Genomic DNA, 23,572 nt, shown 5'->3' on the forward strand with positions numbered 1-23,572 from the left:
CATTTGCTTAACGCGGTACCACCCTTATTGATTCCATTATGAATCCACCTTAGTAGTAATCGTTTGATTACAAACCTAATATCGAAGGTTAACCGTTAAGATTTACTAAGAATGTAATTCCGTTCTACCTTACTGCTCCTAGGCGAGTTCAGGATGTCATTTGACTATGTCGCACCAACCCATAGCTCTCTGCACAAATACATGACCTTACTACTCCTATTCAACACGTTTTAATATTTAGAATATATTTCCTTTTGAAATTAATATGAATTATATCGGTTATATTTATAACTGTCAAGATATATATTATTTTTTTTGTCGAAAAGGATTTTTATAGGATTATATAAAAAATATTTACAAATAAAATATAAGGAGAAAATTTAACTGTATACATGATGTTATCTGGAATACAAAGCGCACTAGAAAAAGATGTGAATTATATAGATAACTCGCTTTTATTAAGTGTTTTAGCTAAAGAAAAAAGAGAAAGAAAAAGTAAATATTCCCCTCTTTTTAAACCAAGTGTAAAAATAAAAGAACATTAAAAAAGAATCTTCGCGATAATCGCGAAGATTCTTTTTTACGGTATAAGACGAGTACAATCTCTCGGAAAAGCACTCGCTTCCCTCACGTTGGATAATTCTAAAAGTCGATACACAACCCTTTCTAATCCTATCCCAAAACCGCCATGCGGTGGACAACCATATCGGAATGTATTTAAATAAGATTGAAATTTCTCTGGATGTAAACCTTTTTCTTTAAAAGAAGCAAGTAACATATCATAATGATGAATTCTCTGTGCACCTGACGTTATTTCTAACCCTTTATATAATAGGTCAAATGAATCCGTTATGGCTTCGTTCTCCTTATTCGGTATTGTATACATCGGTCGCGCTTCTTTCGGATAATGTGTAATAAAGACAAATTCACTATTATATGTTTCCTTCACATATTTCCCTAATAACTTTTCACCTTCTGTATCTAAATCCCCAATCGGCGATTCTTTCCGGTATTTATTTTTCAAAATATCTTGTGCTTCTAACAATGTGATTTTAGGTATTTCAGTAATGACAGGTACTTCTATTTGTAGTAGTTGTAATTCTTTTTCACAGTTTTTTGCTACTTGTTGAAACATATATCGTAAAACATCCGTTTCTAATTGCATCACTTCATGAAAATCATGAATAAATCCAAGTTCTACGTCTAACGATATATATTCATTTAAATGTCGTGAAGAGTTATGATGTTCCGCCCGGTACACAGGAGCAATTTCAAAAACACGTTCGAGTCCTCCCGCTACCATCATTTGTTTATAAAATTGTGGTGATTGGGCTAAATAAGCTTCTTTTTGGAAGTATGGAAGCTTAAAAACATTCGCGCCTCCTTCTGCCCCTTGCGAAACAATTTTCGGAGTAAATATACGTGTGAAATCGTTCTCTGTTAAATATTCACTAAAACTTTGAGCAAGTGTAGCTTTCACTTTAAAAATCGCCGCGGTTCGCTCATGTCTTAAAGATAATACCCGCTCATTCAATAATTGATCTAAGCCAACTTGTAACTTCTTTTTATTTATTTCAAACGGAAGTGGTTCTGCACCATTTAATACTTTCACTTCATGAGCGAGTACTTCAACCCCTAATTCTGTTTTCGAAGTCTCTACAATTTCACCAACTACTTGAACGACACTTTCAACATCAACTTTGTATCCAGCTAATTCATTTTCTAATACGCATTGAATAACTCCTGTTCGGTCCCTTAATAATAAAAAACTAACATTTCCAAGATGACGAATCTTTTTTACCCACCCTTGTAGTAATACAATCTTTTCGCATTGCTCCGTACATTCTCGTGTGAGTGAACGCTTCATTATTTGATCCATTATATTTCCCTCCATTAATTTTATTTTTATTTACGTTATTGTTGTTATTGTTGTTGTCGTCATCATCATCCACGGTCACTCACCTCCTTTCAAAGAATACAAAAATCCGCCCCTATAATAGGGACGGATTATTCCGCGGTACCACCCAAATTGTCATAATGACCATCTTAGCCCTGATAACGGTAGGTACCGTTTGCTTTTACTAATTATCACGTTCAAAGCAACACTCACAGGTGTCTTTCCATCATGCGGTATCGTAATCTTCCCAGCAACCGATTGCTCTCTGTAGACCCTTGCATCATGTACTTTTCCTAATCATCACTTTTTATATTTACAGAGTATTCTATCTCTTTAATTTATAAAACGCAAGCCTTTTTTAAAACTTTCTGGTTTTTTCCGAAAACTAAATTCTTCTAAATATAAATAATGCGAACTGTCTACACAATTATTTTGAAATAACTTAGCCTTTTATATCCTTTTAGAATACATCATAATAATTTCCATTTTGTTACATACAAATCCAACTTCTCACGCATATTAATATCAAATTTATTGCGGAGGTGTACATATGAAAAAAGCCATTATTTTTTTCTCTTATTATTATGCATAGTTGTAGTTAATGAAGCGTATGCTTATTCCCCAAAATTTTTACCGGTTTCTCAAAATTCTAATCAATGGCAAGTAAATATTGATGAAGTGAAAAAAACGAGTGAAAAATTGTTGCAACCTAAAAAAGGTGTATTTCAAACATATCATTTCTCTGTAAAAAATCTCGGGAAAAGTGAAGTGTATAATGTACAAGTTGAAGTTTTTCGGAATGAACCGAATACGAAAACAAAGTATGAACTCTTTTCCAGAAAAGAAGGTCGTCTAGCAAGTGGAAAAACTGGATTTGAACATGCTAACTTCCCAGTTTCTACAAAAGCAGATGAGGTTGACGTTATCATTACGTGGCAAGAACACCCTTTCCGCTCTATGAGAAACGGTCAAAAAGTTGAGTCTAGAAAATTTAAAGAGCATTTTGTTTTTAAAGAAACAAAAAAGTAAATGGCATGAGAATATATTCACACTATCATTGATATAGCTTAATTTACTAGTACCAATTCTTATGTGAATTAAAAAGTCGTGGCTTATAAAAGCCACGACTTTTTAATTAATTCGTACTAATCCCTCTCGCTGCCCAAATGCGATCAATTTCAGCCGCATGTTGTCCGCCGTATAAAAGAGCATCTGCTTGTTTAATCGCCTTCGCTCCATCACGGAATTTAGCATTTGGCGTTAATGACCAATGTGATTGTAAAATAATTTTTGTTGCTACATCACGGCCAAAAGCTTGCGCCATTTCATATTGACCTTGAGCCCATATTTCCCCATCATTATGCACTTCATTCGTTATATCTTTCGGATATACTTTATTCGTATCTAATCGGCGTAAGCACGTTGGATCTGAACTAGAGTAAGCAGCCGCATCCCATTCTCCAATGCATGCTTTTCCGTAACCTGTCGTTGATACCGCATCTTCATACGTTGCGCCTAAGAAATCACCAAATCCTTCTCCCATCGCTCCGCCTTCTGGTGAACTTCCGAAGCCAGGTACTTGATTATCTTGAATAGAATGTCCATATTCATGCGCAATAATGCCAGCATCTTCTGCATCATCTACTCCGCCAGTACCGAAAGTTAAAGCCTTCGTTGATGGAGAATAGAATGAGTTATCATCAGTTGTACCATTTACATTCACTTTAATCGAACGGTTATTAATATTTTTAAAGCCTATTCCTTGAATGTAACGCTGTAATGTATCAATATGATAATATGACATAACATCTTCAAAGCTATCATTTGCACGTGTAAAGTTAAATTGTAGGTTAGTAGATTTCGTCTTCGCCTTTGATGAAATTGTTACATACTCTCCAATTAAAAACCCACTACCGTCTAAACCTTTTAGAGTAACGGTTTTCAATTGATTCGTTAGAGCTGCTGAATCTGCATCATTATTATCCTTTAACCCTGCTAAACTACCACTTGATACGACAGGATTAGGTAAAAATACTTTCCCTGTTCCTTCTGCTTTTCGGTTTATATCAACCTTTTTAATTAACTTTCCATTTTCCGCATCAATAAATGTTTCCCATGCACCAAATGGATTATTAGAATGGACTACAACTTTGTATACTGGGATAGCGATTCCCTCTTCAATCATATATCCGAATTCTTTCTCAGTAGGAGCCCATAAGTTTTGCTCACTTTCTCCTCCAACATAAGCCATTGATTTTTGTTCAGCATCTTTTTCACTAATCTTTTTAGCTATTTCTTTCACACTTTGAACCGCCTGGTAATCAGAAACAGCAAGTACTCCTTGTCCCTGGCCATTAATAGTAACTGTTATTTGTTTTGAAAATACAGGAGCACCATTGACTACTTGTTGGAATCTAACATATGAAGCTACTGACGTTTCAGTTGTAGAAATATATTGTAAGTCTGAAAGGTCTGCCTTTAATCCATACTGCGCAGCATTTCCTTTTAAATATTCAATTGCTTTTTTCTGTGGTGAATAAGCTTCTAGCTTTACTTGCTGTTGTTTTTCCAATGCCGAAACCGTAGAAATCGTCCCCATTACTAATGGCACAGTCATTGCCATTGCCATTGCCACCATTTTTTTGTTTAACATAAAACCACTCCCCCTAATAAATTGAATCCTTTACCCCATTCCTTTAAGGCTATTACTGTCCACAAGTAACGAGATAAATTGAATCTACGAGTAATTCTATACGAGCAATTCTATTACCTTCACATTTATGGTGAGTGAAATTTTCTCAATAATTATGTATAAAATGAGAACAATACTTTAGAAATATATTTATTTCCCATTTCGATTAACTATATTTTACCAAAATAATGTATTGAAAAATAGGTTATTTTTTACCTAACGATAGGTTGAAAAATAACCAAATGAATGATACACTTTAATTAATCTTTTTTATTGGGAGGATTTATTATGAGTAAAAGTGAAGAAACACTCTCTTCCATAGTCGAAGCAAGTTATCGACTATTTGCCGGTCACGGCATTGCCAAAACGACCTATACAATGATTGCTGAAGAAGTTGGTATTGCCAAGCCATCTATTTATTATTACTTTAAATCTAAAGATGCATTAATTGAAAGTATTTTTAATGAATTATGTGCAGCGATGCAGTTCTCCTCATTCTTTCATACAGAAGAATTTACGAAAGAGAATTTCATTGAGAAATGTGTTGAACTTGGCTTTAAAATGATAGACGAACAACAGAAAGATCCTTATTTTAATCGTGTATTACAAGAATATGTATTACTATCTTCAAGAAACGATATGTACAAAGATCGATTACTAACTGTACAAACAGAATATTTAAACGGATTTGAATCACTCCTAACAAAAGCAAATGAACTTCAACTCATTCAAAATAAAAATCTAGTTTCAAAAGCTCATATGTTGGCATTAGTACTTGATAATATCGGAAACTTCATGATGTTCGATGTAAATATGAATTATAAACAAATATGGATTGAAGCTGTCCACAGCATATTCGAAAGAAGTGATTCATATGAAAACTAAAAAACGAATTATCGGCTTAGATTTTGCTAGAGCGTGGGCAATGTTTGGAATGTTACTAGTTAATTTCATGGTGATAACAGGGGCGGAAGGAAATGGACCTCCTCTGTTAAAAACCTTTATGACACTTTTTGAAGGTAGAGCTTCTGCCTTGTTTGTTATACTTGCTGGGATTGGCATAACTTTAATGACTAAATCATCTGTTGCTAGCCAAGATAAAATAAAAATCAATACCAGCCGAATATTGATTTGGAAACGATCACTATTCTTATTTATTTTAGGGTTATTATTGTATGTAATGGAATGGACGGGTGATATTTTACACTACTACGGCGTTTACCTTTTCATCGCTGCATTACTAATTACTGTACGAAGAACTATACTAATATGGATTTCTATCATTATTTTACTTGCTGCACAATATCTCCAACTTACTTTCAACGCCTTCGAAGGATGGGGAGGCACAATCCCATTTATAAACTATATAGACTTTTGGACCTTAAAAGGTTTTCTTCGCAACTTATTTTTTAATGGCTATCACCCTATTTTCCCATGGTTTTCTTTCTTCTTAATCGGTATGATAATTGGCAGATTAGATCTTCATAATAGAAAAATTAGACATAGATTGCTCTTACTCGGTATAACAGTAACGATAATTATAGAGCTGTTGTCCAAAGTATTAACTCACCTTTTTATCCCATACATTGGTGAGGAAGCATCTACATTTTTGTTTAATACAGGCCCTATTTTACCAAATATATTATACGTCGCATCTGCTGCAGGATCCGCTATTGCTATATTAATAATTTGCCTCTACATTGCTGAAAAACATGAAAAGAATTGGTTTATTACATCCATTGTACAAACAGGCCAATTAACATTAACTCATTATGTAAGTCATGTATTTATCGGTATTGGGATATTGATTCTATTAAATAGGATGGAACATCAAACACTATTATTCGTTTTACTATTTGCTACTGGATTTTTCATTTTCAGTGTATTATTTAGCGTTTTATGGAGAAAGAAATTTTCTAGAGGCCCTATCGAATGGATTATGAGGAAATTGGCCGGATAAAGTGAAACTTTAATCAGTGGGGATTTTGTCCATCCCCACTGATTATTAGCCCTCACCAATCGGGCTTTTACGAGCATACAAAAAGGAAGTTGGAATGATTCCAACTTCCTTTTTTCTTTAATTAGCCGCGTTTAATTTAATTCGGACTTTTGTCTCCCCTAAAGAAAGTTCATCGTCCTCATTCGTTAAGTGACCAAATGTAAATTGCTTGACGAGTAAGTTCTCTTCCAATAAATCTTTATGATTCGTTAACGTTTGCTGTAGTTCTTCTTCTGTATCAAGAATTACATCCACTCGTAAATTAACCGGTAAATTCAACTGCTTACGATATTCTTGAACTGCACGAATAAATTCACGTGCTACTCCTTCTTGTAACAATTCCTCAGTTACATTCGTATCTAACATAACCGTATATTGTCCGTTAGTCGTATTTGAGAATCCTGATTTCGCAACTTTCTCTACTAAGACATCTTCAGCCGTGACAATTACTTCTTTCCCTGCTGTTGCTTCATATACTGCTTTTTCTGTTGATACAAAATTTTGTACTTCTTCTTGTGATAATTGTTTTAACCACCCGTTTACTGCATTCACATTTTTACCAAACTTCGGTCCCGCTGTTTTAAAATTCAGCTTTAATTGATATGATGTGTATTTCGATTCATCCAGTTCAACATGGAATGCTTTAACATTTAGCTCATCCATTACGATATCACGATAAGATTCCCAATCGATATCATTTTCGTTATGCTCAAGTAATACAAGCTCTGCTAACGGCTGTTTTACTTTTAATGAATGTTGATTACGATTACTTCTTCCAAGTTCAACAACTTGTAAAACAGCATCCATTTCCGCTTCTAACTTTGACTGGATAAGTGATTCGTTTACAACCGGATAATCTGCTAAATGAACGCTGCTTTCTTCTAAATTCAGATGAATATCCTCAGCTACAAACGGTGTAAATGGTGCGATTAATTTACTAATTGTTACAAGCACTTCATGAAGTGTTTCATACGCAGCTGCTTTTTCAGGATTCATACCAGATTCCCAAAAACGATTGCGTGAACGTCTTACATACCAGTTACTCACTTCATCTACAAGAGCAGCAATTTCACGAGCTGCATTTGTGAATTGATAATCATCAAGTGCAGTTCTTACCTTTCTCGTTGTGCTATGCAATCTCGATAACACCCATTCATCTAATTTCGTACGTTTAACTTCATACTTTTCTTTCGGATTATATTCATCTAAACTTGCATATAAAACGTAGAAGCTATACACATTGACTAACGTATCTACAAATTTAGATTTCGCTTCTTGTACTGTTCTTTCAGAAAATCGTTTCGCATTCCACGGTGCACTATCAACGAGTAGAGCCCACCTTAGAGCGTCGGCACCAAACTTCTCTACTAAATCAACAGGATCTAGTGCATTCCCTTTACTTTTAGACATTTTCTGTCCTTCTTCATCTAGAACATGCCCTAATGATAATACTCGTTTATATGGTACTTTCCCTGTATATAGTGCTGATACGGCTAATAAACTATAAAACCAGCCGCGTGTTTGATCAATTCCCTCCGCAATTACATCTGCTGGAAACTGTTCTTCAAACAACTTTTTATTTTCAAACGGGTAATGATATTGCGCAAAAGGCATGGAACCACTATCAAACCAAACATCAATTACTTCTGGTGTTCGATTCATTGTACTTCCGCATTTTTCACAGCACACTTGTACTTCATCTACATATGGCTTATGCAATTCTAAATCTTCAGGTGTTTCTTTCGTACTATGCTTTCTTAATTCAGCAATACTTTTCGGTGCGAATTGATGATCGCAGCTTTCACATTCCCATACGTTTAACGGTGTTCCCCAATACCTATTTCGGCTAATATTCCAGTCCACCATATTCTCTAAAAACTTCCCAAAGCGTCCATGTTTCATATGATCTGGATACCACGTAACAGTATCATTATTTTGTAAAAATGTTTCTTTAATCTCAGTTGTTCGAATTAACCAGCTTTCTCCTGCATAATAAAGTAACGGTGAATCACAGCGCCAACAGTGTGGATAGCTGTGCTCATATTTTTCTTTATGATATAGCAAACCTTCTTTAGCTAAATACCGAACGATATCAACGTCACATTCTTTTACAAACTTTCCTTTTAAGAAGGGTACTGCTTCTGTATACTCACCTTTCTCATCTACAACATGTAAGAACGATAACCCTCCACTTTGAACGACTTTATAATCTTCCTCCCCATATGCTGGAGCGATATGAACGAGTCCTGTACCACTATCTGCAGTAACAAAATCTGCTGCAATTACGTGGTATCCATTTGTAACTTCCTTCATCGGAAACGGTGCTGTATACGATGTGTTTAATAATTCTTCGCCTTTATGAACAGATAATACTTCATAGTTTTCTTTTAATACTTCTTGTACACGTTCTTTCGCAACAATGTATACATATCCTTCTTGTTTCGCTTTAACGTATTCCATATTCGGATGTACGGCAAGTGCAACATTCGCTGGGAGTGTCCACGGTGTTGTCGTCCATCCAAGGAAATATTCATTTTCACTATCTTTCACTTTAAACTTAACTGTCGCGCTTAAATCTTTCACTGTTTTATATCCTTGTGCAACTTCATGTGAACTAAGAGATGTTTGACAGCTTGGGCAATACGGTGAAACTCTATGCCCTTTATATAACAAACCTTTTTCATGAATCGTCCCTAAAATATTCCATACACTTTCGATATATGGATTCTCTAGAGTAACGTACGGATCATCCATATCTACCCAATATCCAATACTCTCCGTAAATTCACGCCACTGTTTCTCATATGTGAATACACTTTCTTTACACTTTTGAATAAATGGTTCAATGCCGTACTCTTCGATTTCATGTTTACCTGAAATGCCAAGTTGTTTTTCAACACCCAATTCTACAGGTAATCCATGTGTATCCCATCCGGCTTTTCTTAACACTTTATATCCAGCCATCGTTTTATATCTCGCTACTAAATCTTTAATCGTCCGCCCAAGTGCATGGCCGACGTGTGGTAATCCGTTCGCAGTTGGTGGCCCTTCATAAAACACAAAAGATTGTGCGCCTTCTCGATTCTGAATTGATTGCTCGAAAATACTTTGTTCGTTCCACTGCTTACGAATACGTGTTTCTCTCCCTACAGCTGACTCTTTTACATCTACTTTTTTCATGTACAATCACTCCTTTGAATTTTTTAAAAAGCACACAAAAAACCCGTCCCTATGAAGTAGGGACGGGTTTACCCGCGTTACCACCCTAATTCTATTAGCTTTTCACTAATAGCACTTAGCAACGTACTAACATACGCGTTCTTTGTAACGGCAGACATCCGTCCGAGCTTACTTTATTCAGCCACGGCTCCTCGGAGATGATTTTCAAATAGCGTCTGCACACCGGCTTTCAGCAATACACCGGCTCTCTGGAGAACAGCTCACTATTTTACTCTTTCTCGTCTTCAGATTTGTATACTTTATTAAAAGTTATTTTATGCCATTGGGCAATTAATTGTCAACTAATTCAAAATATATTTTTATTTATACCCTTTTTCTCTATTCTTATACAATTACTTTTCAAACTCTCGCAATCCTGCTAAATCTTCATCTTCCTCTGCAAGTTCAGCGAAAAATCCTGTTTCATCTTCACGAAGCACAATTTCAAGTTGATCTCTTGCCTCTTCATTTCTGTTTAATAATGTTAAATAACAAGCATGATCGTATCTTGCTAACAAGTCAGTAGGATCAATTGCTAATATTTCACTTGTTATTTTTTCTGCCTTTGTCGTTTGCCCAGCTTTATGATACGAAGATGCTAACGCAAGAAGAATTGCCGTTTCATTTGGATGATGTACAGAAGCATCTTCTAATAAATAAATCGCATCCTCAAACCTCTCTTGACTTTGATATACTTCTGCTAAAGCAAGGAATCCTCTACTTACAAATGGCGTTTTCTCAATTAATTGCAAGTAAATTTTTTCGGCTTTTCTTTCTTCGCCTAGCTTACATAATACATTCGCTTGTAAAAGAAGAGTATCGTAATCATCCGGTAGCTCTCGAACCATTTGTTTCGTTAATTCAAAAGCATCTCGTAACATATCCTCTTCCTCACACTCAATGAAAAGATTTACAAGTTGCTTCGCTACATCATAATCCCACTTATTTTCTAACGATGTTTGTAATACCTCTATCGCTTCTTTATTCATCGCTGCATTCTCGTAAAATAGTGCAAAACGCTGCGCTGCCATACTATTTTTTGGATTTAACTTCAAGGAGATTTCAAATAAATCGATAACAGCTGTAATCATTGAAATTTCCTTCGCACGATTTTTCATGCGATAAAATGCTCTTGTAAATATAGATTTTTTCGGTTGCTCATTTTGCTGCCTTTCTACTAATCTTTCGGCAACCGCAGTAGCTGCATACACAAACGCTGTACTTCTTTCTGCTTTTCTCACCTTTAACGTATGAAGTGCGTCTCGTATTTGCGATACTTTTTTATGTTGCTCCATTGCTTTTACGTACACACCAAATATACGTTCACTTTCCAAATCTTTATGCATTACTTTCAGCGCAACTTCGATTGCTTCTGCACTCTGCTTTTTAACTAGCAATTTCGCATAATGATATAATACTTCCACATGCGCTTCATCTATTTTTATTGCACATTCAATATATTCTTTTTCTTTATTTACCTCATTCATCGCACCATATACGTATGCAATTGCATCTAAACGCCATATTTCTGGTACCTCTTCTGCTAATTGTTCTAGTTCAACCAGCAATTCTTCATGAAGATTCAAATCTACTGAAAGCTGTGCCAAATATTCCATATTAATATGCAAAGGCTCTTCTTTCATTGCCTGGACCATATGACTTTGTTCTTTATAACTATTTTCTTCTTTTTCATATATTTCTGCTAGTTGCACATGTACACCTGTGAAATTCTTATCCATTTCTAAACATGTTTCATACGCATGCTTCGCTTCTTGAAATTGCCCTAACGCCATGAATGTTTCACCGATTCGGAAATACGGCAATGAATCCTGTTTTTTCTTAAGTGCATCATTATACCGTTTTATTGCTTGATCATACTGTCCAATAGATTCATATAAAACACCAGCATAACAACCGTATTCAATTACTTCCGTTTTCTCTTTTTCTAACGTTCTTAAAAACGCTATGCCTCGTTGTACAAAAGCTGTGTCTTTTATTCGATTTACATACTCATCCAACACGCTCGCTATATTAGCGTATACGCTTCGTATACCGTTCTCTAATTTAGAAAGTGCAAGTTTTAACTCTTTTTCATCCCCACCTAATGCAATTTCAGCATCCCATAGCACCATGCCAGCATTCATAAGGAAATCTTGATTGTCTTCAAATTGCTTATTAATACTAACAATATAGTTTTTTGCATACTCATATTGTTCCTTTGCCATATAAACTTGAGTTAAGCCGAAATGGGCATATACATCTTCATTATTTTCTTCTAAAGAACGCTTATATATAGTTTCCGCTTCTTCCAGTTCATCATTTTGAAAATGCACATCTCCTAAACGAACATATAAAGATGCCTGATCTTCACAATTTTGAATTCCTTGTAATAAAATTTCCTTCGCATTATTCCCATCATCCAAATCTGATTCATAGATTTCCGAAAGCTTCGTATATAAATACGCTGCCGTTTTATCTAATTGAATTGCTACTTTAAGTCCTTTTACCGCCAAATACACTTTTCCTAAATGCTGAGCACATCTTGCACGTTCATACCATATGTGCGCTTCATACTTATATTCTTTTAATAAATCATTAAAGAATCCATATGCTTCTTCATATCGTTCTAAATCTATTAAAATTAAACCGTGATTTACAAGTGTAAACCTTTCTGGGCTACGTTCTATAGCTGTTAGAGAATACTCTAGCCCCTTTTCGGATTGATCCATATACATGTATGATAATGCTAAGAAACTCCACGCAACTGGTTGATCTGCATCCAATTGTAATGATGAACGAAAACTAGCAATCGCTTCTGCATAATTATCTTGCTCAAAAGAATAACGTCCATTTATAAGATGATACAACGCTTGACTATTTTTCTTCTCCACACTTTGAAGCATATATCCTGCTTTTTCCATATCTTGCAGACGAATAAAACACTGTGCACTATGCAATTTCACAAAGTCAGAGCTCGGAAACTTTTCCATTAATTTTTCTATACAAAACTGAATAAAATCTTTATCTACTTCAGCATCTAAATGTTTAATCGTATATAGCCAAGTGTTTGGATTTTCACTTGTTTCTTTTAAAAATAGTACTAACTTTTCAATCCCCTCTTTATCTTGCTCAGCTAAATGATCTGTAAGAGAAAAGATTGTTTTATAATAAATGTGTTCTTCCTCATTTAAAAATGAAAGTTGTTCTATTCTATCTTTTGGTATAAACGTAATAGCCAAACAATCTGTGTAACGATATTTTTCTTGCAACTTATCATATTCCACAAGAATCGGTTCCAAGAAATTCGGATCTTGAATATAAAAAGCTTGCAGTACATCGTCATAACCAGAAAGCACTTGTACATGGGAAGCGTGCTCAATATCTATACTTAATAAAACGGGAATACCTTGATTGAGTAATCTCTTATAATTTTCCTCATTCCCTTGAAAATAACGATATTCGTAACCTTGCTCTTCTATATATGTAACTGTATCTGAAAACTTAGAACCTGTTACATCAAAAATATATTGTGCAATTTCATCTTGCGTACGTTTTTCTCCCCATACCCCTAACATCATTTCCAAACTTGTCGGAACGCAATAGTTATCCTTTTGTACAACCGGAACTATCGGTAAACGAACCTTTTTTCCATCAGGATTTTTTTCTATATGATGATATAGAGAATTTTTCAAACTCTTTTCGCTTTTCAATAGTGCTTGCAAATCGTGAATATTATTCATTTTATAAAATGCTTCTGCACGTAAATGTATAAAATAAGTTGTATATGCATGATGCGGAAGCATATGATTAATTTTATCTATTACCGCTAACATTTCTTCATAGCGCTCTAAATCTAATAAATATTTTACTTTTTCAAAATAGAAATATGGTACTTGAGGGAACTTTGCAATCGCATCATTAATGAGTTGTAATGCTCGCTGCTGTTCACCTTTATATGCATATAATTGCGCCAATAAGTACGTAGCTAACTCTTCACAATCTTTATGCTGCTGACCGGCTAAAAGTTGTTCCTCTGCCTTCTCCCACTCACCGGTCTGTATATATAAGTAACCCCATTTATCAAAAACTGCACGTGTACTATACTTTTCCGCCTTTTGCATATAGGCATAGGCCTCTTCATTTCGCTTCATATCTAACAAACATCTAACTAACGTAAAATATGCTTTCGTTAAAACATCCGCATCAGTTTCCTCTTCATTTACCTCTTCCAAAGCATCTTTTAACAATTGTTCAGCATCAAGAATTTTACGCTCATCAATTAACTCATCACAATATAAAGAGAGCGTTCTCATATTTGGGAATTTTTTATACGTATAACGAATTAAAAAGGAGCTATATTGATGCATCAAGCCTTCATCAGCAAGACGAATTAATGTATCAAACTCCTTAGAGGACGAGACGTTAGAAAGCCAGTTCTTCACGTATGATAACTTATTCGTTTCTTTTATATGCGCAATTTCATTATTTATCTCATGTAATCCATCTACAAATCTCTTTTCTTTCAAACAAATTTCTAATTGTTTAAAATCTAGCATGTATTCACCTCAAATAATTATTTATACTGCCATTTGCAAGCAGTATTCTAACCTACTTGCTTAGATTTTACACATCATATAGTATGCATTCAACTAAAACCTCATATAATGAACGATATTATTTAATATTATTCAAGTTTATAACTAAATATCTTAAAAACATTGATTTTTATGGGGATTTTGTTTAATTTGATGAAATATCATGTGTTATTAGAACATCGATTTTATCCTCTTTTTTGAGGCTTCATTCAGTGGATGAAATTATATCAACAATTTCCTGAATATATCTATCGTAACTTATAATATATCAACGATTCGACAAGATACATCGATTTACCGCCAAAAATGACAATCATCCTATCTTCTATTTCATACTATTAGGGAGGTTGTTTCACTTATCAAATTTTAAATCCACAAAAACACCGTAATGATCACTTGGGAATACGCATGATGAGGTTAATGCTGAATCCGCAAATATAGATAAATTTTCTATATTTTGGAATTCAAACACGCCATTTTCTTGTATCATAACCCAATCATATCGTTCTCCTTGCTTTTCATCCCCTAGTAAATTTGTATTCTTTCCATAATCTGTGGATCATCATTAAAATCACCACATAATAATTCATAGCCAATAACTCTGTTTTTAATCCAATTATTCACGGTACTCATTTGCTCTTGTCTTACCCTACTAGATTTCCAATTTAAATGAACATTCGTTATCCCGAGCTTATACTCTTTATATTTTAACATGATTCGAATGGCACAATAATTCGATTCCTCTATATCTGTTTCCCAAATAGCTTCTTCAGCTAAGATAGGAATTTTACTTAAAAAAGCTAGGCCTTCATCTGGAGAATCTGGATACTCTTTAAATACACAGACCGGATATCCAGATTGATCTGCTATATACTGCGCAACATTTTTCTTTAGTCCATAAGTAACACAACTTCTAACTTCCTGTAGAGCAAGAATATGAGGAGCAACATTTTGAACTTCCTCACAAATAGCCTCTAATCTCTCTGACCACAAAGTTTGATGATTCCAAATGTTGAGGGTAGCAATTCTCATTATATCCCTACTTTTCTAACATTAAATTTATCTCCTTATTTCACCGTATGTAATTTTCATATTAGGGGCATATACCAAAGCAGAATGTATATGAAACACTTCAAAAAATCGTAGTTCTGCTTCATATTGAGCGAGCGCTTCAGCAAATGTTAAGCCCCGACTCATTAAACGGTCTATAAATTGTTGTTTTTCACCTGGATTACTAGCAATCCCCTCTTCTTTTAGGAAATTATATAATCCTTGCTTATCATTTTGATTTAAATTAGGATCTAAAAAATTCACTTTATCACTTACTCTACATTCAATATTTTTAACACCTAATTCACTTAAATACATTGGTATTTTCATGCCAATATTGCCATCTTTACCACTTCTGTGTGCATCTTCTTCAAATAACTTCTGCAAAACACCAAGCTGGATAATTTCCGATTGAATTAATCCGTCTAGCGTGTATGAGGACATATTAGAAATCCAATTCGGCTCAAAACATATTATCTTTCCTCCCTCCTTAATTGAATTTATCATTTTTTGCAACATCGTTTTGGGCGAATTCATATGTAATAAGAAAGCATGACTGACAGCTATATCATATTTATTTTCCAATTCAATTTCTGTAGCATCTCCTTCAATAAATTCTGATTCATATGGAAGCGAACGAAACAACTCTCTCGCTTCAGCTATTAATGCTTCCCCGCTATCAATACCTGTATACTTTGATCCATTTGGAAGTAACGGCAACAAAATTAAACCTAAGTAGCCATACCCGCAACCGTAATCAACAATATGTACTGGCTCAGAAATCTTCCAAACTGTATTTACTAAAAAACTTAAATAATCATCGTTATAATATAAATCTCTCGTATTTCTTAAATATGCTAGCTTACTATTCCAATCATACTCTTCCAGGTCCAACATCTCCTTTTATATACAAAACTAAAGTTCTCCATTTAATAAACGTATTCCTATGTTTCTAATATTTTTAGAGATTTTTAGTTCTAATTATTGCATTAAATCGTACATGTTCTTTACTCTCCACCTATTTGACAAACTAATTTTTAAAAAAATAAAAAGGATTACATACCTGAAACGATATATAATCCTTTTCATAAAAAAGAAATACATAGAAGTTTAGATAGTACAATCACAATCTGAGCAATCGGTACAATCTATTACGTCACAATCTAAATTTCTCTTTTTTTTGCTTCTTTTTAAATAAAAATATAGTAGCACCATAAATAATAGGCAAATAACAAAAGCTATTGTTGCTTCTATATATTTTTCATGAATGATAAAACCAATTCCACTTCCACCTGATATAAAAATTAGAATTATGTAAATCCAAAACATGTAAGTAGCTACCTCCGTTGATATGTGGTTTAAGATGTAATCCATATAATACTAGATGCAATAAATAATCCCATACCATTACCGCTTAATAAGCCAGTAGTTACTCTTAGCAAATTTATGCTGCTTCGCCATTTCCACTTTTGGGTGAATCCATCAATTAATAATGGAATTTGAGCAAAAAAGGATAGCATTAATGAGAGACTAAACGAAGGTGTTATTAAAAAGTAAATTGGAAACATACATAAACCAATAAACATACCTGTGCATCGCGCACATAAAGGCATGTATTTTTGTAGTTTAAGAAAACTCCTTTCCGGTAGTCTATGACAAGGAATGTTTAAAATGAAACTTCGAATCAATACGGACCATCCTCTCTACAAATATTTTAATTGATTTCGTAACAAAATTATAGAATTCTTACACTTCGTAGCGTATAACACTTTATAAATAAGAATTTATTTAAGAAAATACAAAAAGACAAATCCGGTTAATGACCGTCTGATTTGCCTTTTTGTTACAAAATTTTTATTTTACATCTCCTCAGGTGCCCCTACCCCAAGTAAACGTAATCCCTCTTTTAATACAACCGTCACAGCGTAAGCTAATGCGAGTCTACTCTCTTTCTCTTCGTTCTCTTCTAATATACGAACATTTCCATAATATTTATTGAACGCTTGTGCTACATCTAATACGTATTTTGAAATAGTAGATGGCTCATTTTTGTTGAAGGCCGCTTCAATTACTTGCGGGAATTTATAAAGTAATTTTACGACACTCCAGCTATAATCATCTTTTAATGCAAAAGTACAAGTTTCAAATTCTACACTTTCTTTTCTTAAAATTGAACAAGCACGCGCATGTGTGTACTGCACATATGGTCCTGTTTCTCCTTCAAATTTCAACATATTTTCTAATGAGAATTCGATATTATGCATACGCTCATTTTTTAAATCGTGGAAGATAACTGCTCCAACACCGACTTGTTTTGCCACGTCTTCTTTTTGTTTTAAATTAGGATTTTTCTCTTCAATATTTTGTTCCGCAAGTGCAACAGCTTCTTCTAGCACTTCTTCCAATAAAATAATTCTGCCCTTACGTGTCGACATTTTCTTACCATCTTTTAAAATGAATCCAAACGGTACATGTTCCATCCCGTCAACCCAGTTGTAGCCGAGCTTTTTTAATACAGTGAAAAATTGATTAAAATGTAAACTTTGTTCTGGGCCAACTACATATAGTGCTTTATCAAATTCGTATGTGTTTTGACGATACAATGCCGCTGTTAAATCACGCGTTGCGTAAATAGTTGCACCATCTGATTTTCTAATTAGGCAAGGCGGCATACCTTCTTTTTCTAAATTAACGACTAATGCGCCTTCTGATTCTTCAAGTAAATCGTGCTCTTCTAAAATCCCAATAAAGTCTTCCATTTTATCGTTATAGAAAGCTTCTCCTTGAAAGTTTGTAAATTCCACACCGAGAAGTTCATAAATACGAGAAAATTCTTTTAAAGACTCATGACGAAACCAATTCCAAAGTTCGACTGCTTCTTCATTTCCTTCTTCTAGCTTTTTAAACCATGATCGTCCTTCTTCTTCTAGTTCTTTGTTCTCTTTTGCTTCTTCATGAAACTGAACATATAACTTAAATAACTCACGTATCGGATCCTCTTTAACTACCTCTTCATTTCCCCATTTTTTATATGCGGTAATTAACTTTCCAAACTGCGTGCCCCAATCGCCAATATAATTGATTCCGACAACTTCATACCCACATTTTTCGGCGATATGTTTCAGCGAATTACCAATCATTGTAGAACGTAAATGCCCCATTGAAAAAGGTTTCGCGATATTAGGAGAGGAATAATCGATAACTACCGTTTTTTCACATCCAAAGTGATTTTGACCGTACTCTTCTTTCTCCGCTAAAATTGTTTTTAATACTTCATCACTTACTGTTTCACGATTAAAAAATACATTTACATAAGGACCAACAGCCTCTACTTTCGTAAAGAACGGATCATTTAATTTCTCCGCCAATTCCTTCGCTATAATAGCTGGTGATTTTTTATATTGCTTCGCTAGTGAAAAGCATGGGAACGCTGCATCTCCGAATTCATCTTGTTTTGGTGTTTCGATTAAATCTAAAATTTGATTTTGTGTTAATTCATTCGTAAAAATATTCGATAAACTTTTCGCAAACTGCGTTTTATAATTCATACTATAACCTCCTTATTTTTTGAAACACAAAAAACTCGTCTCTAAAAAAGAGACGAGTTTTAACCCGTGGTACCACCCTTGTTGTTCATTTCGAACCACTTTCCCGTTTATAACGAGGACAGGGGGCCTCGGCTTACTCTACTATTCGTTCAAGAAGCGTCTCCGAAGTGCGCTTCATCTTTTTCTTCTGCACTAGGCTCACACCATCCCTAGCTCGCTTTCCTTCTGAAAAAGATTACTCTCTTCATCACAGACAGTATATTTAATTAATTATTGCTTATTATACATCTTTTCAAACAATTAGCAAGGGTCAATTACACCAAAATGAAACTTAGCGCTTTTTCTTTTGTATACATAAAAATTGTGTTTTTCAAATCTAGAACTACGGAAATGATCTTTCAGAACGACACGTTTTCTCGCCACACGCTTCGCTTCCGCAATTGTTTCATCAGTAATATCATGATACAAAGCGAAGTGTTTTAATCCTTTAATTCCATCTGATTCGATGATAGTTTCTTCAAACATCGGATCAAGATAAACAACATCATAACTATTATCTTCACATTGCGTTAAAAATGCGAAATGCTCTGTTTGCTTTACATCAATGCTTTGCATTGCCTCATCGATTTCAGAAACAGATGAAGACCATGTTTGCAAGCCTTTTCCCATGATGTAAGCCATATATTCGTTTCCTTCAATCCCTGTTACTTTTCCGTTCTCACCAACAATATAACTAGCTACAATACTATCTGATGCCATACCGAGCGTACAATCTAATACTGTCATTCCGCTCTCTAATTTGGTAGCTTGTATAAACGGATCATGTTCTCCGCGCATTAACCTTTTCACACGAAACATTGCTGAGTTTGGATGAAAGAAAAACGACTCTTCCGTACCCTTTGGATAAATAGCTAATCGGTTTTTCCCTACAATCAGCACATCTTGTTCATACTGCTCATGCAGTTTGTGCACAGGTATATCATTACGTAAAACGAAAGAACAATTTAATTCTTCTGCTACCTTATTTCCATAAGCTGTCATTTCTTTATTTGTTCTTCCTGCTGTTGTTACTATCATTTTTTCACCTCTATATAAAGAAAAGAGGGAGATTTACTCTCCCCCTACTTTAGCAATTCTTTTCGAAAGCTTGCTCTAAGTTTGTAATAATTTCGTCCATTGTTGCGCCTTCAATTTCATGACGGTGAATGAAGTGGACAACTTCTTTTCCTTTTAGTAATGCCATAGATGGTGAAGATGGAGGAATTTCTCCGAAGTATTCACGCATTTTCGCAGTAGCATCTTTATCTTGACCTGCAAATACAGTTACAAGATGATCAGGTTGTTTTTCAGCACGTACAACTGCTTGACCTGCTGATGGGCGTGCTAAACCAGCTGCACAACCACAAACAGAGTTTACAACTACTAAAGTTGTACCTGTTGCATTCTCAATAAATTCTGTTACAGCTTCTTCTGTAGTTAACTCTTCAAATCCAGAACGCACTAATTCTTGGCGCATTGGAATTACCATTTGACGCATGTATTCTTCATATGCATTTGACATCTTGTAATCTCCCCTTCAACTTTCATTCCAACTTCATCATATCACGCGCTATTAATAGGTGCAAAAGAAAGATAACGATGATTTCATTTTTTTGTAGGGATTTCACAAACCCCTTCACGGCAGTGTCCAACTGGGACAAGTTTTCTATTGTTGGCAATATATTCGTATACTTTACTTCCAAATCCAACTATGATAGATAGTTTTATAAAAGGAACTGCAAACCAATAAAGTGGGACAGCCTTTGCTAATACGTAAATGCTGTGAATTCCGTCATACCACTTATTATTTTTAAAAATATACAGTCTTTGTTCCATCTTACTTTGTAATTCTTGAGATAGTTCATACTTCTCAACTACATCTTCATCTCGAAATGAAACAAATTTCATTGTACCCTTTTTATCTAACCTTTTCGTCCGCTCTGCCACTGCCGTACACATCGGACACCAACTATCATAGAAAACAATCATATATTATTCCCCTTTACGAGACTCCGTCATTTGCTTCCATACAGAACCTTTTGCTTCTTCGCCGCCTTCAATACGTTCTAAAGCTAAACGCGCTTGCATTGCTACTTCAAACTCTGGATCATCTTCAGCTGCTTTTAATGCCGGAATTGCACTTTCATCACCAAGTTCAAATAAGAACATTGCTGCACGCCAGCGTACTAATTTACTTGAATCTTTCAGAGATTTAATCATAACGAACATCGCTGCTGGGTCACCTACATCTGATAAGCAATCTCCTGCTGTACGGCGAACACTTACAGAACGATCTAATAACGCTTTATATAATAACGGCAATACTCCATCACCTTTTACCATACCTAAATAAGCTGTTGCTAAGCGGCGAATAGATACTTTCTCATCATCTAGCGCCATTTTCAATACCGTCATATCCTCTTCCGTTGGATCCATTTGTTCTAAAGCTGCAAAACGTTTTTTCCAGTCAGAATCCTTCATCATCTCTTCTGTTACTTTATATGGCTCACGCTTTTGAATCGTTACTTCAACAGCACCTGCTTGATTCAATAATTCTTTAACCGTTTCATTTACACGTTCTTCTGAATAAGCAGCAACAATTTCTTCTACTACTTCTTTCCCGATTTCTTCAAAATTACCGTAACGTGTACTTTGTTCTACCCATTTGCGCTCTTTCACAACGTTAGGTGCAGACATTTGCACTTTCATAATGGATTCTTTAAAACGATCAGGTAAGCCTACACGCTCTTCTGTCGTTCCATCTGTTAACTTCACTTGCATCGGAATAGTAAAGAACATTTGAACAAACACTTTCACTTCTCCAAAATGAGAAAGTTGTTGTTCTTCGCTTTCTTCCACTATTTCTTCACCAAAAACGGCACGAACTTGTTGTAATAAAACTTTCCAGTCAAACTTCGCATTTCGCTCCACTGCTAAAAAGTCTGCAACATGATATACACCTTTAATGCCTTCAATTTTCAAAATTTCTTGCACTTGCATTGGTGCTTGTTCTTTATTTTCATTTGTATAATTATTACGCGCTCCTGATGGTAATACTTCATTTAAAATAACTTTCATTGTATTCGGACTTGGCGTCGGTTCGATTGCTTTAATTTTCACGTAAAAATACTCTCCTTTATTGCGTGTTCTTAGCTGTATTGTAACATGTTATCCCTCTATACTCCTACTCGGATGCTTAATTTTACTAATTCCCCTCCTACATTTTTAGAATTTCAATTATTTCTATTTTTCACCTAATCGTTCCGGAACTATAGTTAAAAGTCTAATTGACAATAACAAAAAAAGGTATTAATCTTAACTCATAAAATGACCGTGGTCATTTTATGAGTTAAGACACTTAATTGTGGAGGGATAACAAATGAATAATGTCATGATTATAGGTGGTGGTATTGCTGGTCTTTGCGCAGCAATCTCCTTACAAAAAATAGGATTAGATGTAAAAGTGTATGACAAAAATATTGAACCTACTGTTGTTGGTGCAGGTATTATCATTGCCCCAAATGCAATGCAGGCACTTGAACCATACGGAATTTCTAAGCAAATAAAAAAATTGGGGAACGAAAGTGACGGTTTTAACCTTGTGTCAGAAAAAGGATCTATATTAAGTAAATTGACCATTCCAACTTGTTATCCAAAAATGTACTCCATTCATAGAAAAAATTTACATCAATTGCTTCTTTCAGAACTACAAAAAGGTACTGTCGAATGGGGAAAAGAATGCGTAAAAATAGAACAAAATGAAGAAAACGCCTTAAAAATATTATTTCAAGATGGTAGTGAAGCACTCGGTAATATACTCATTGCTGCAGATGGTATTCATTCTGTCGTTCGAAAACAAGTAACACAATGTGATGGTTATCGTTATGCCGGTTATACGTGTTGGCGCGGCGTAACTCCAGCTCATAATCTATCTTTAACAAATGATTTTATTGAAACTTGGGGAACAAACGGTAGATTTGGTATCGTTCCTCTTCCAAACAACGAAGTATATTGGTATGCGCTCATAAATGCTAAAGCTAGGGACCGAAAATACACAGCATACACAACAGCAGATTTATATAATCATTTCAAAAGTTACCATAGTCCTATCCCAGATATTTTAAACAATGCATCAGACGTTACTATGATTCATCGTGATATTGTAGACATCACTCCAATGAAACAATTTTTTGACAAACGCATCGTCTTTATTGGGGATGCTGCCCATGCACTTACACCTAATTTAGGTCAAGGAGCTTGTCAGGCAATTGAAGATGCTATTATTCTTGCGGAATGTATCAAAAATAACGCCCACTATCGTCAAGCATTTATAGAATACGAACAAAAAAGACGAGATAGAATTATAAAAATCTCAAACACTGCCTGGAAAGTTGGAAAAATGGCGCAAATAGAAAGTAAACCTTTAACTATACTAAGAAACCAAGTAATGAAACGTATCCCAAAATGGATTTCTGAAAAGCAATCTCATGAACTATACAGTTTTCATTTATAACAAAAAACTATAACGAAAAG

17 protein-coding genes and 4 other annotated features (1 of these 21 only partly in view) are annotated in these 23,572 nt (G+C 34.7%); of the genes, 4 read left to right on the forward strand and 13 right to left on the reverse strand.

The genetic code is table 11. The annotated features are described in order from the left end of the window. Positions 1-233: a binding site (T-box leader), on the reverse strand; it reaches 16 nt to the left of the window's first position. Positions 234-580: 347 nt separating this feature from the next. After that, positions 581-1,879 carry an aspartate--tRNA(Asn) ligase gene (aspS, locus tag ACE38F_RS17400; RefSeq protein ID WP_375369321.1) on the reverse strand — a complete coding sequence of 433 codons (1,299 nt, stop codon included), beginning with the start codon at positions 1,877-1,879 and terminating at the stop codon, positions 581-583. A 116-nt stretch (positions 1,880-1,995) separates the two neighbouring features. Next, positions 1,996-2,207, reverse strand: a binding site (T-box leader). Between the two features lie 224 nt (positions 2,208-2,431). Here aspS and ACE38F_RS17405 point away from each other — a divergent pair. After that, positions 2,432-2,926, forward strand: coding sequence for a hypothetical protein (locus ACE38F_RS17405; protein ID WP_375369323.1), 495 nt, complete (start codon positions 2,432-2,434; stop codon positions 2,924-2,926). Positions 2,927-3,032: 106 nt separating this feature from the next. Here ACE38F_RS17405 and ACE38F_RS17410 read toward each other — a convergent pair whose 3' ends face one another. Continuing rightward, positions 3,033-4,550, reverse strand: a complete 1,518-nt coding sequence (locus ACE38F_RS17410) for a M36 family metallopeptidase (RefSeq protein ID WP_375369324.1) — start codon at positions 4,548-4,550, stop codon at positions 3,033-3,035. A 327-nt stretch (positions 4,551-4,877) separates the two neighbouring features. Between ACE38F_RS17410 and ACE38F_RS17415 the strand changes: the two genes are divergently transcribed. Beyond that, positions 4,878-5,474 carry a TetR/AcrR family transcriptional regulator gene (locus ACE38F_RS17415; RefSeq protein WP_375369325.1) on the forward strand — a complete coding sequence of 199 codons (597 nt, stop codon included), beginning with the start codon at positions 4,878-4,880 and terminating at the stop codon, positions 5,472-5,474. Continuing rightward, entirely contained in the window at positions 5,464-6,549 is a 1,086-nt protein-coding gene (locus tag ACE38F_RS17420) for a DUF418 domain-containing protein (RefSeq protein ID WP_375369326.1), read from the forward strand. The genes ACE38F_RS17415 and ACE38F_RS17420 overlap by 11 nt, the downstream gene beginning before the upstream one ends. 117 nt (positions 6,550-6,666) lie before the next feature. On the opposite strand, the gene ileS is transcribed toward ACE38F_RS17420, so the two are convergent. From ileS to ACE38F_RS17475, 11 genes are all read right to left on the reverse strand, one after another. Then, positions 6,667-9,768, reverse strand: a complete 3,102-nt coding sequence (ileS, locus tag ACE38F_RS17425; protein WP_375369328.1) for an isoleucine--tRNA ligase — start codon at positions 9,766-9,768, stop codon at positions 6,667-6,669. A 55-nt stretch (positions 9,769-9,823) separates the two neighbouring features. After that, positions 9,824-10,062: a binding site (T-box leader), on the reverse strand. A gap of 98 nt (positions 10,063-10,160) precedes the next feature. Next, positions 10,161-14,363 carry a tetratricopeptide repeat protein gene (locus tag ACE38F_RS17430; RefSeq protein ID WP_375369329.1) on the reverse strand — a complete coding sequence of 1,401 codons (4,203 nt, stop codon included), beginning with the start codon at positions 14,361-14,363 and terminating at the stop codon, positions 10,161-10,163. Between the two features lie 564 nt (positions 14,364-14,927). Next, the gene (locus tag ACE38F_RS17435) at positions 14,928-15,434 is read right to left on the reverse strand and encodes an endonuclease/exonuclease/phosphatase family protein (RefSeq protein ID WP_375369330.1); all 507 of its coding nucleotides are present in this window, start codon (positions 15,432-15,434) and stop codon (positions 14,928-14,930) included. A gap of 27 nt (positions 15,435-15,461) precedes the next feature. Beyond that, positions 15,462-16,340, reverse strand: a complete 879-nt coding sequence (locus ACE38F_RS17440; RefSeq protein WP_375369357.1) for a class I SAM-dependent methyltransferase — start codon at positions 16,338-16,340, stop codon at positions 15,462-15,464. A gap of 222 nt (positions 16,341-16,562) precedes the next feature. Beyond that, complete coding sequence (locus tag ACE38F_RS17445; protein WP_016102108.1) at positions 16,563-16,781, reverse strand: hypothetical protein; 219 nt, start codon at positions 16,779-16,781, stop codon at positions 16,563-16,565. A 29-nt stretch (positions 16,782-16,810) separates the two neighbouring features. Next, positions 16,811-17,140, reverse strand: coding sequence for a DUF2085 domain-containing protein (locus ACE38F_RS17450; protein ID WP_375369332.1), 330 nt, complete (start codon positions 17,138-17,140; stop codon positions 16,811-16,813). Between the two features lie 171 nt (positions 17,141-17,311). Beyond that, positions 17,312-19,000, reverse strand: a complete 1,689-nt coding sequence (gene argS / locus ACE38F_RS17455; RefSeq protein ID WP_375369333.1) for an arginine--tRNA ligase — start codon at positions 18,998-19,000, stop codon at positions 17,312-17,314. Positions 19,001-19,045: 45 nt separating this feature from the next. Continuing rightward, positions 19,046-19,260 (reverse strand) — a binding site (T-box leader). A 40-nt stretch (positions 19,261-19,300) separates the two neighbouring features. Further along, complete coding sequence (locus ACE38F_RS17460) at positions 19,301-20,077, reverse strand: class I SAM-dependent methyltransferase (protein WP_375369335.1); 777 nt, start codon at positions 20,075-20,077, stop codon at positions 19,301-19,303. A 49-nt stretch (positions 20,078-20,126) separates the two neighbouring features. Then, on the reverse strand, positions 20,127-20,561 hold the full coding sequence (locus tag ACE38F_RS17465) for a BrxA/BrxB family bacilliredoxin (protein WP_002065140.1): 435 nt from the start codon (positions 20,559-20,561) through the stop codon (positions 20,127-20,129). 83 nt (positions 20,562-20,644) lie between these two features. Continuing rightward, complete coding sequence (locus ACE38F_RS17470; protein WP_215556183.1) at positions 20,645-21,028, reverse strand: thiol-disulfide oxidoreductase DCC family protein; 384 nt, start codon at positions 21,026-21,028, stop codon at positions 20,645-20,647. 3 nt (positions 21,029-21,031) lie between these two features. After that, positions 21,032-22,159, reverse strand: coding sequence for a conserved virulence factor C family protein (locus tag ACE38F_RS17475; RefSeq protein ID WP_215556182.1), 1,128 nt, complete (start codon positions 22,157-22,159; stop codon positions 21,032-21,034). Between the two features lie 259 nt (positions 22,160-22,418). On the opposite strand from ACE38F_RS17475, the gene ACE38F_RS17480 reads away from it, so the two are divergent. Beyond that, positions 22,419-23,552 carry an FAD-dependent monooxygenase gene (locus ACE38F_RS17480; RefSeq protein ID WP_375369336.1) on the forward strand — a complete coding sequence of 378 codons (1,134 nt, stop codon included), beginning with the start codon at positions 22,419-22,421 and terminating at the stop codon, positions 23,550-23,552. Positions 23,553-23,572 lie beyond the last annotated feature (20 nt).

Origin of the sequence: Bacillus altaicus (assembly GCF_042136375.2) — a bacterium.
GTDB classification, from domain to species: Bacteria; Bacillota; Bacilli; order Bacillales; family Bacillaceae_G; genus Bacillus_A; species Bacillus_A cereus_U.

Coding starts and splice junctions, on each gene's coding strand:
- aspS (WP_375369321.1), bottom strand. CDS start 1,879: ATGGATCAAATAATGAAGCGTTCACTCACACGAGAATGTACGGAGCAA.
- ACE38F_RS17410 (WP_375369324.1), bottom strand. CDS start 4,550: ATGTTAAACAAAAAAATGGTGGCAATGGCAATGGCAATGACTGTGCCA.
- ACE38F_RS17415 (WP_375369325.1), top strand. CDS start 4,878: ATGAGTAAAAGTGAAGAAACACTCTCTTCCATAGTCGAAGCAAGTTAT.
- ACE38F_RS17420 (WP_375369326.1), top strand. CDS start 5,464: ATGAAAACTAAAAAACGAATTATCGGCTTAGATTTTGCTAGAGCGTGG.
- ileS (WP_375369328.1), bottom strand. CDS start 9,768: ATGAAAAAAGTAGATGTAAAAGAGTCAGCTGTAGGGAGAGAAACACGT.
- ACE38F_RS17430 (WP_375369329.1), bottom strand. CDS start 14,363: ATGCTAGATTTTAAACAATTAGAAATTTGTTTGAAAGAAAAGAGATTT.
- ACE38F_RS17435 (WP_375369330.1), bottom strand. CDS start 15,434: ATGAGAATTGCTACCCTCAACATTTGGAATCATCAAACTTTGTGGTCA.
- ACE38F_RS17445 (WP_016102108.1), bottom strand. CDS start 16,781: ATGTTTTGGATTTACATAATTCTAATTTTTATATCAGGTGGAAGTGGA.
- argS (WP_375369333.1), bottom strand. CDS start 19,000: ATGAATTATAAAACGCAGTTTGCGAAAAGTTTATCGAATATTTTTACG.
- ACE38F_RS17460 (WP_375369335.1), bottom strand. CDS start 20,077: ATGATAGTAACAACAGCAGGAAGAACAAATAAAGAAATGACAGCTTAT.
- ACE38F_RS17465 (WP_002065140.1), bottom strand. CDS start 20,561: ATGTCAAATGCATATGAAGAATACATGCGTCAAATGGTAATTCCAATG.
- ACE38F_RS17470 (WP_215556183.1), bottom strand. CDS start 21,028: ATGATTGTTTTCTATGATAGTTGGTGTCCGATGTGTACGGCAGTGGCA.
- ACE38F_RS17480 (WP_375369336.1), top strand. CDS start 22,419: ATGAATAATGTCATGATTATAGGTGGTGGTATTGCTGGTCTTTGCGCA.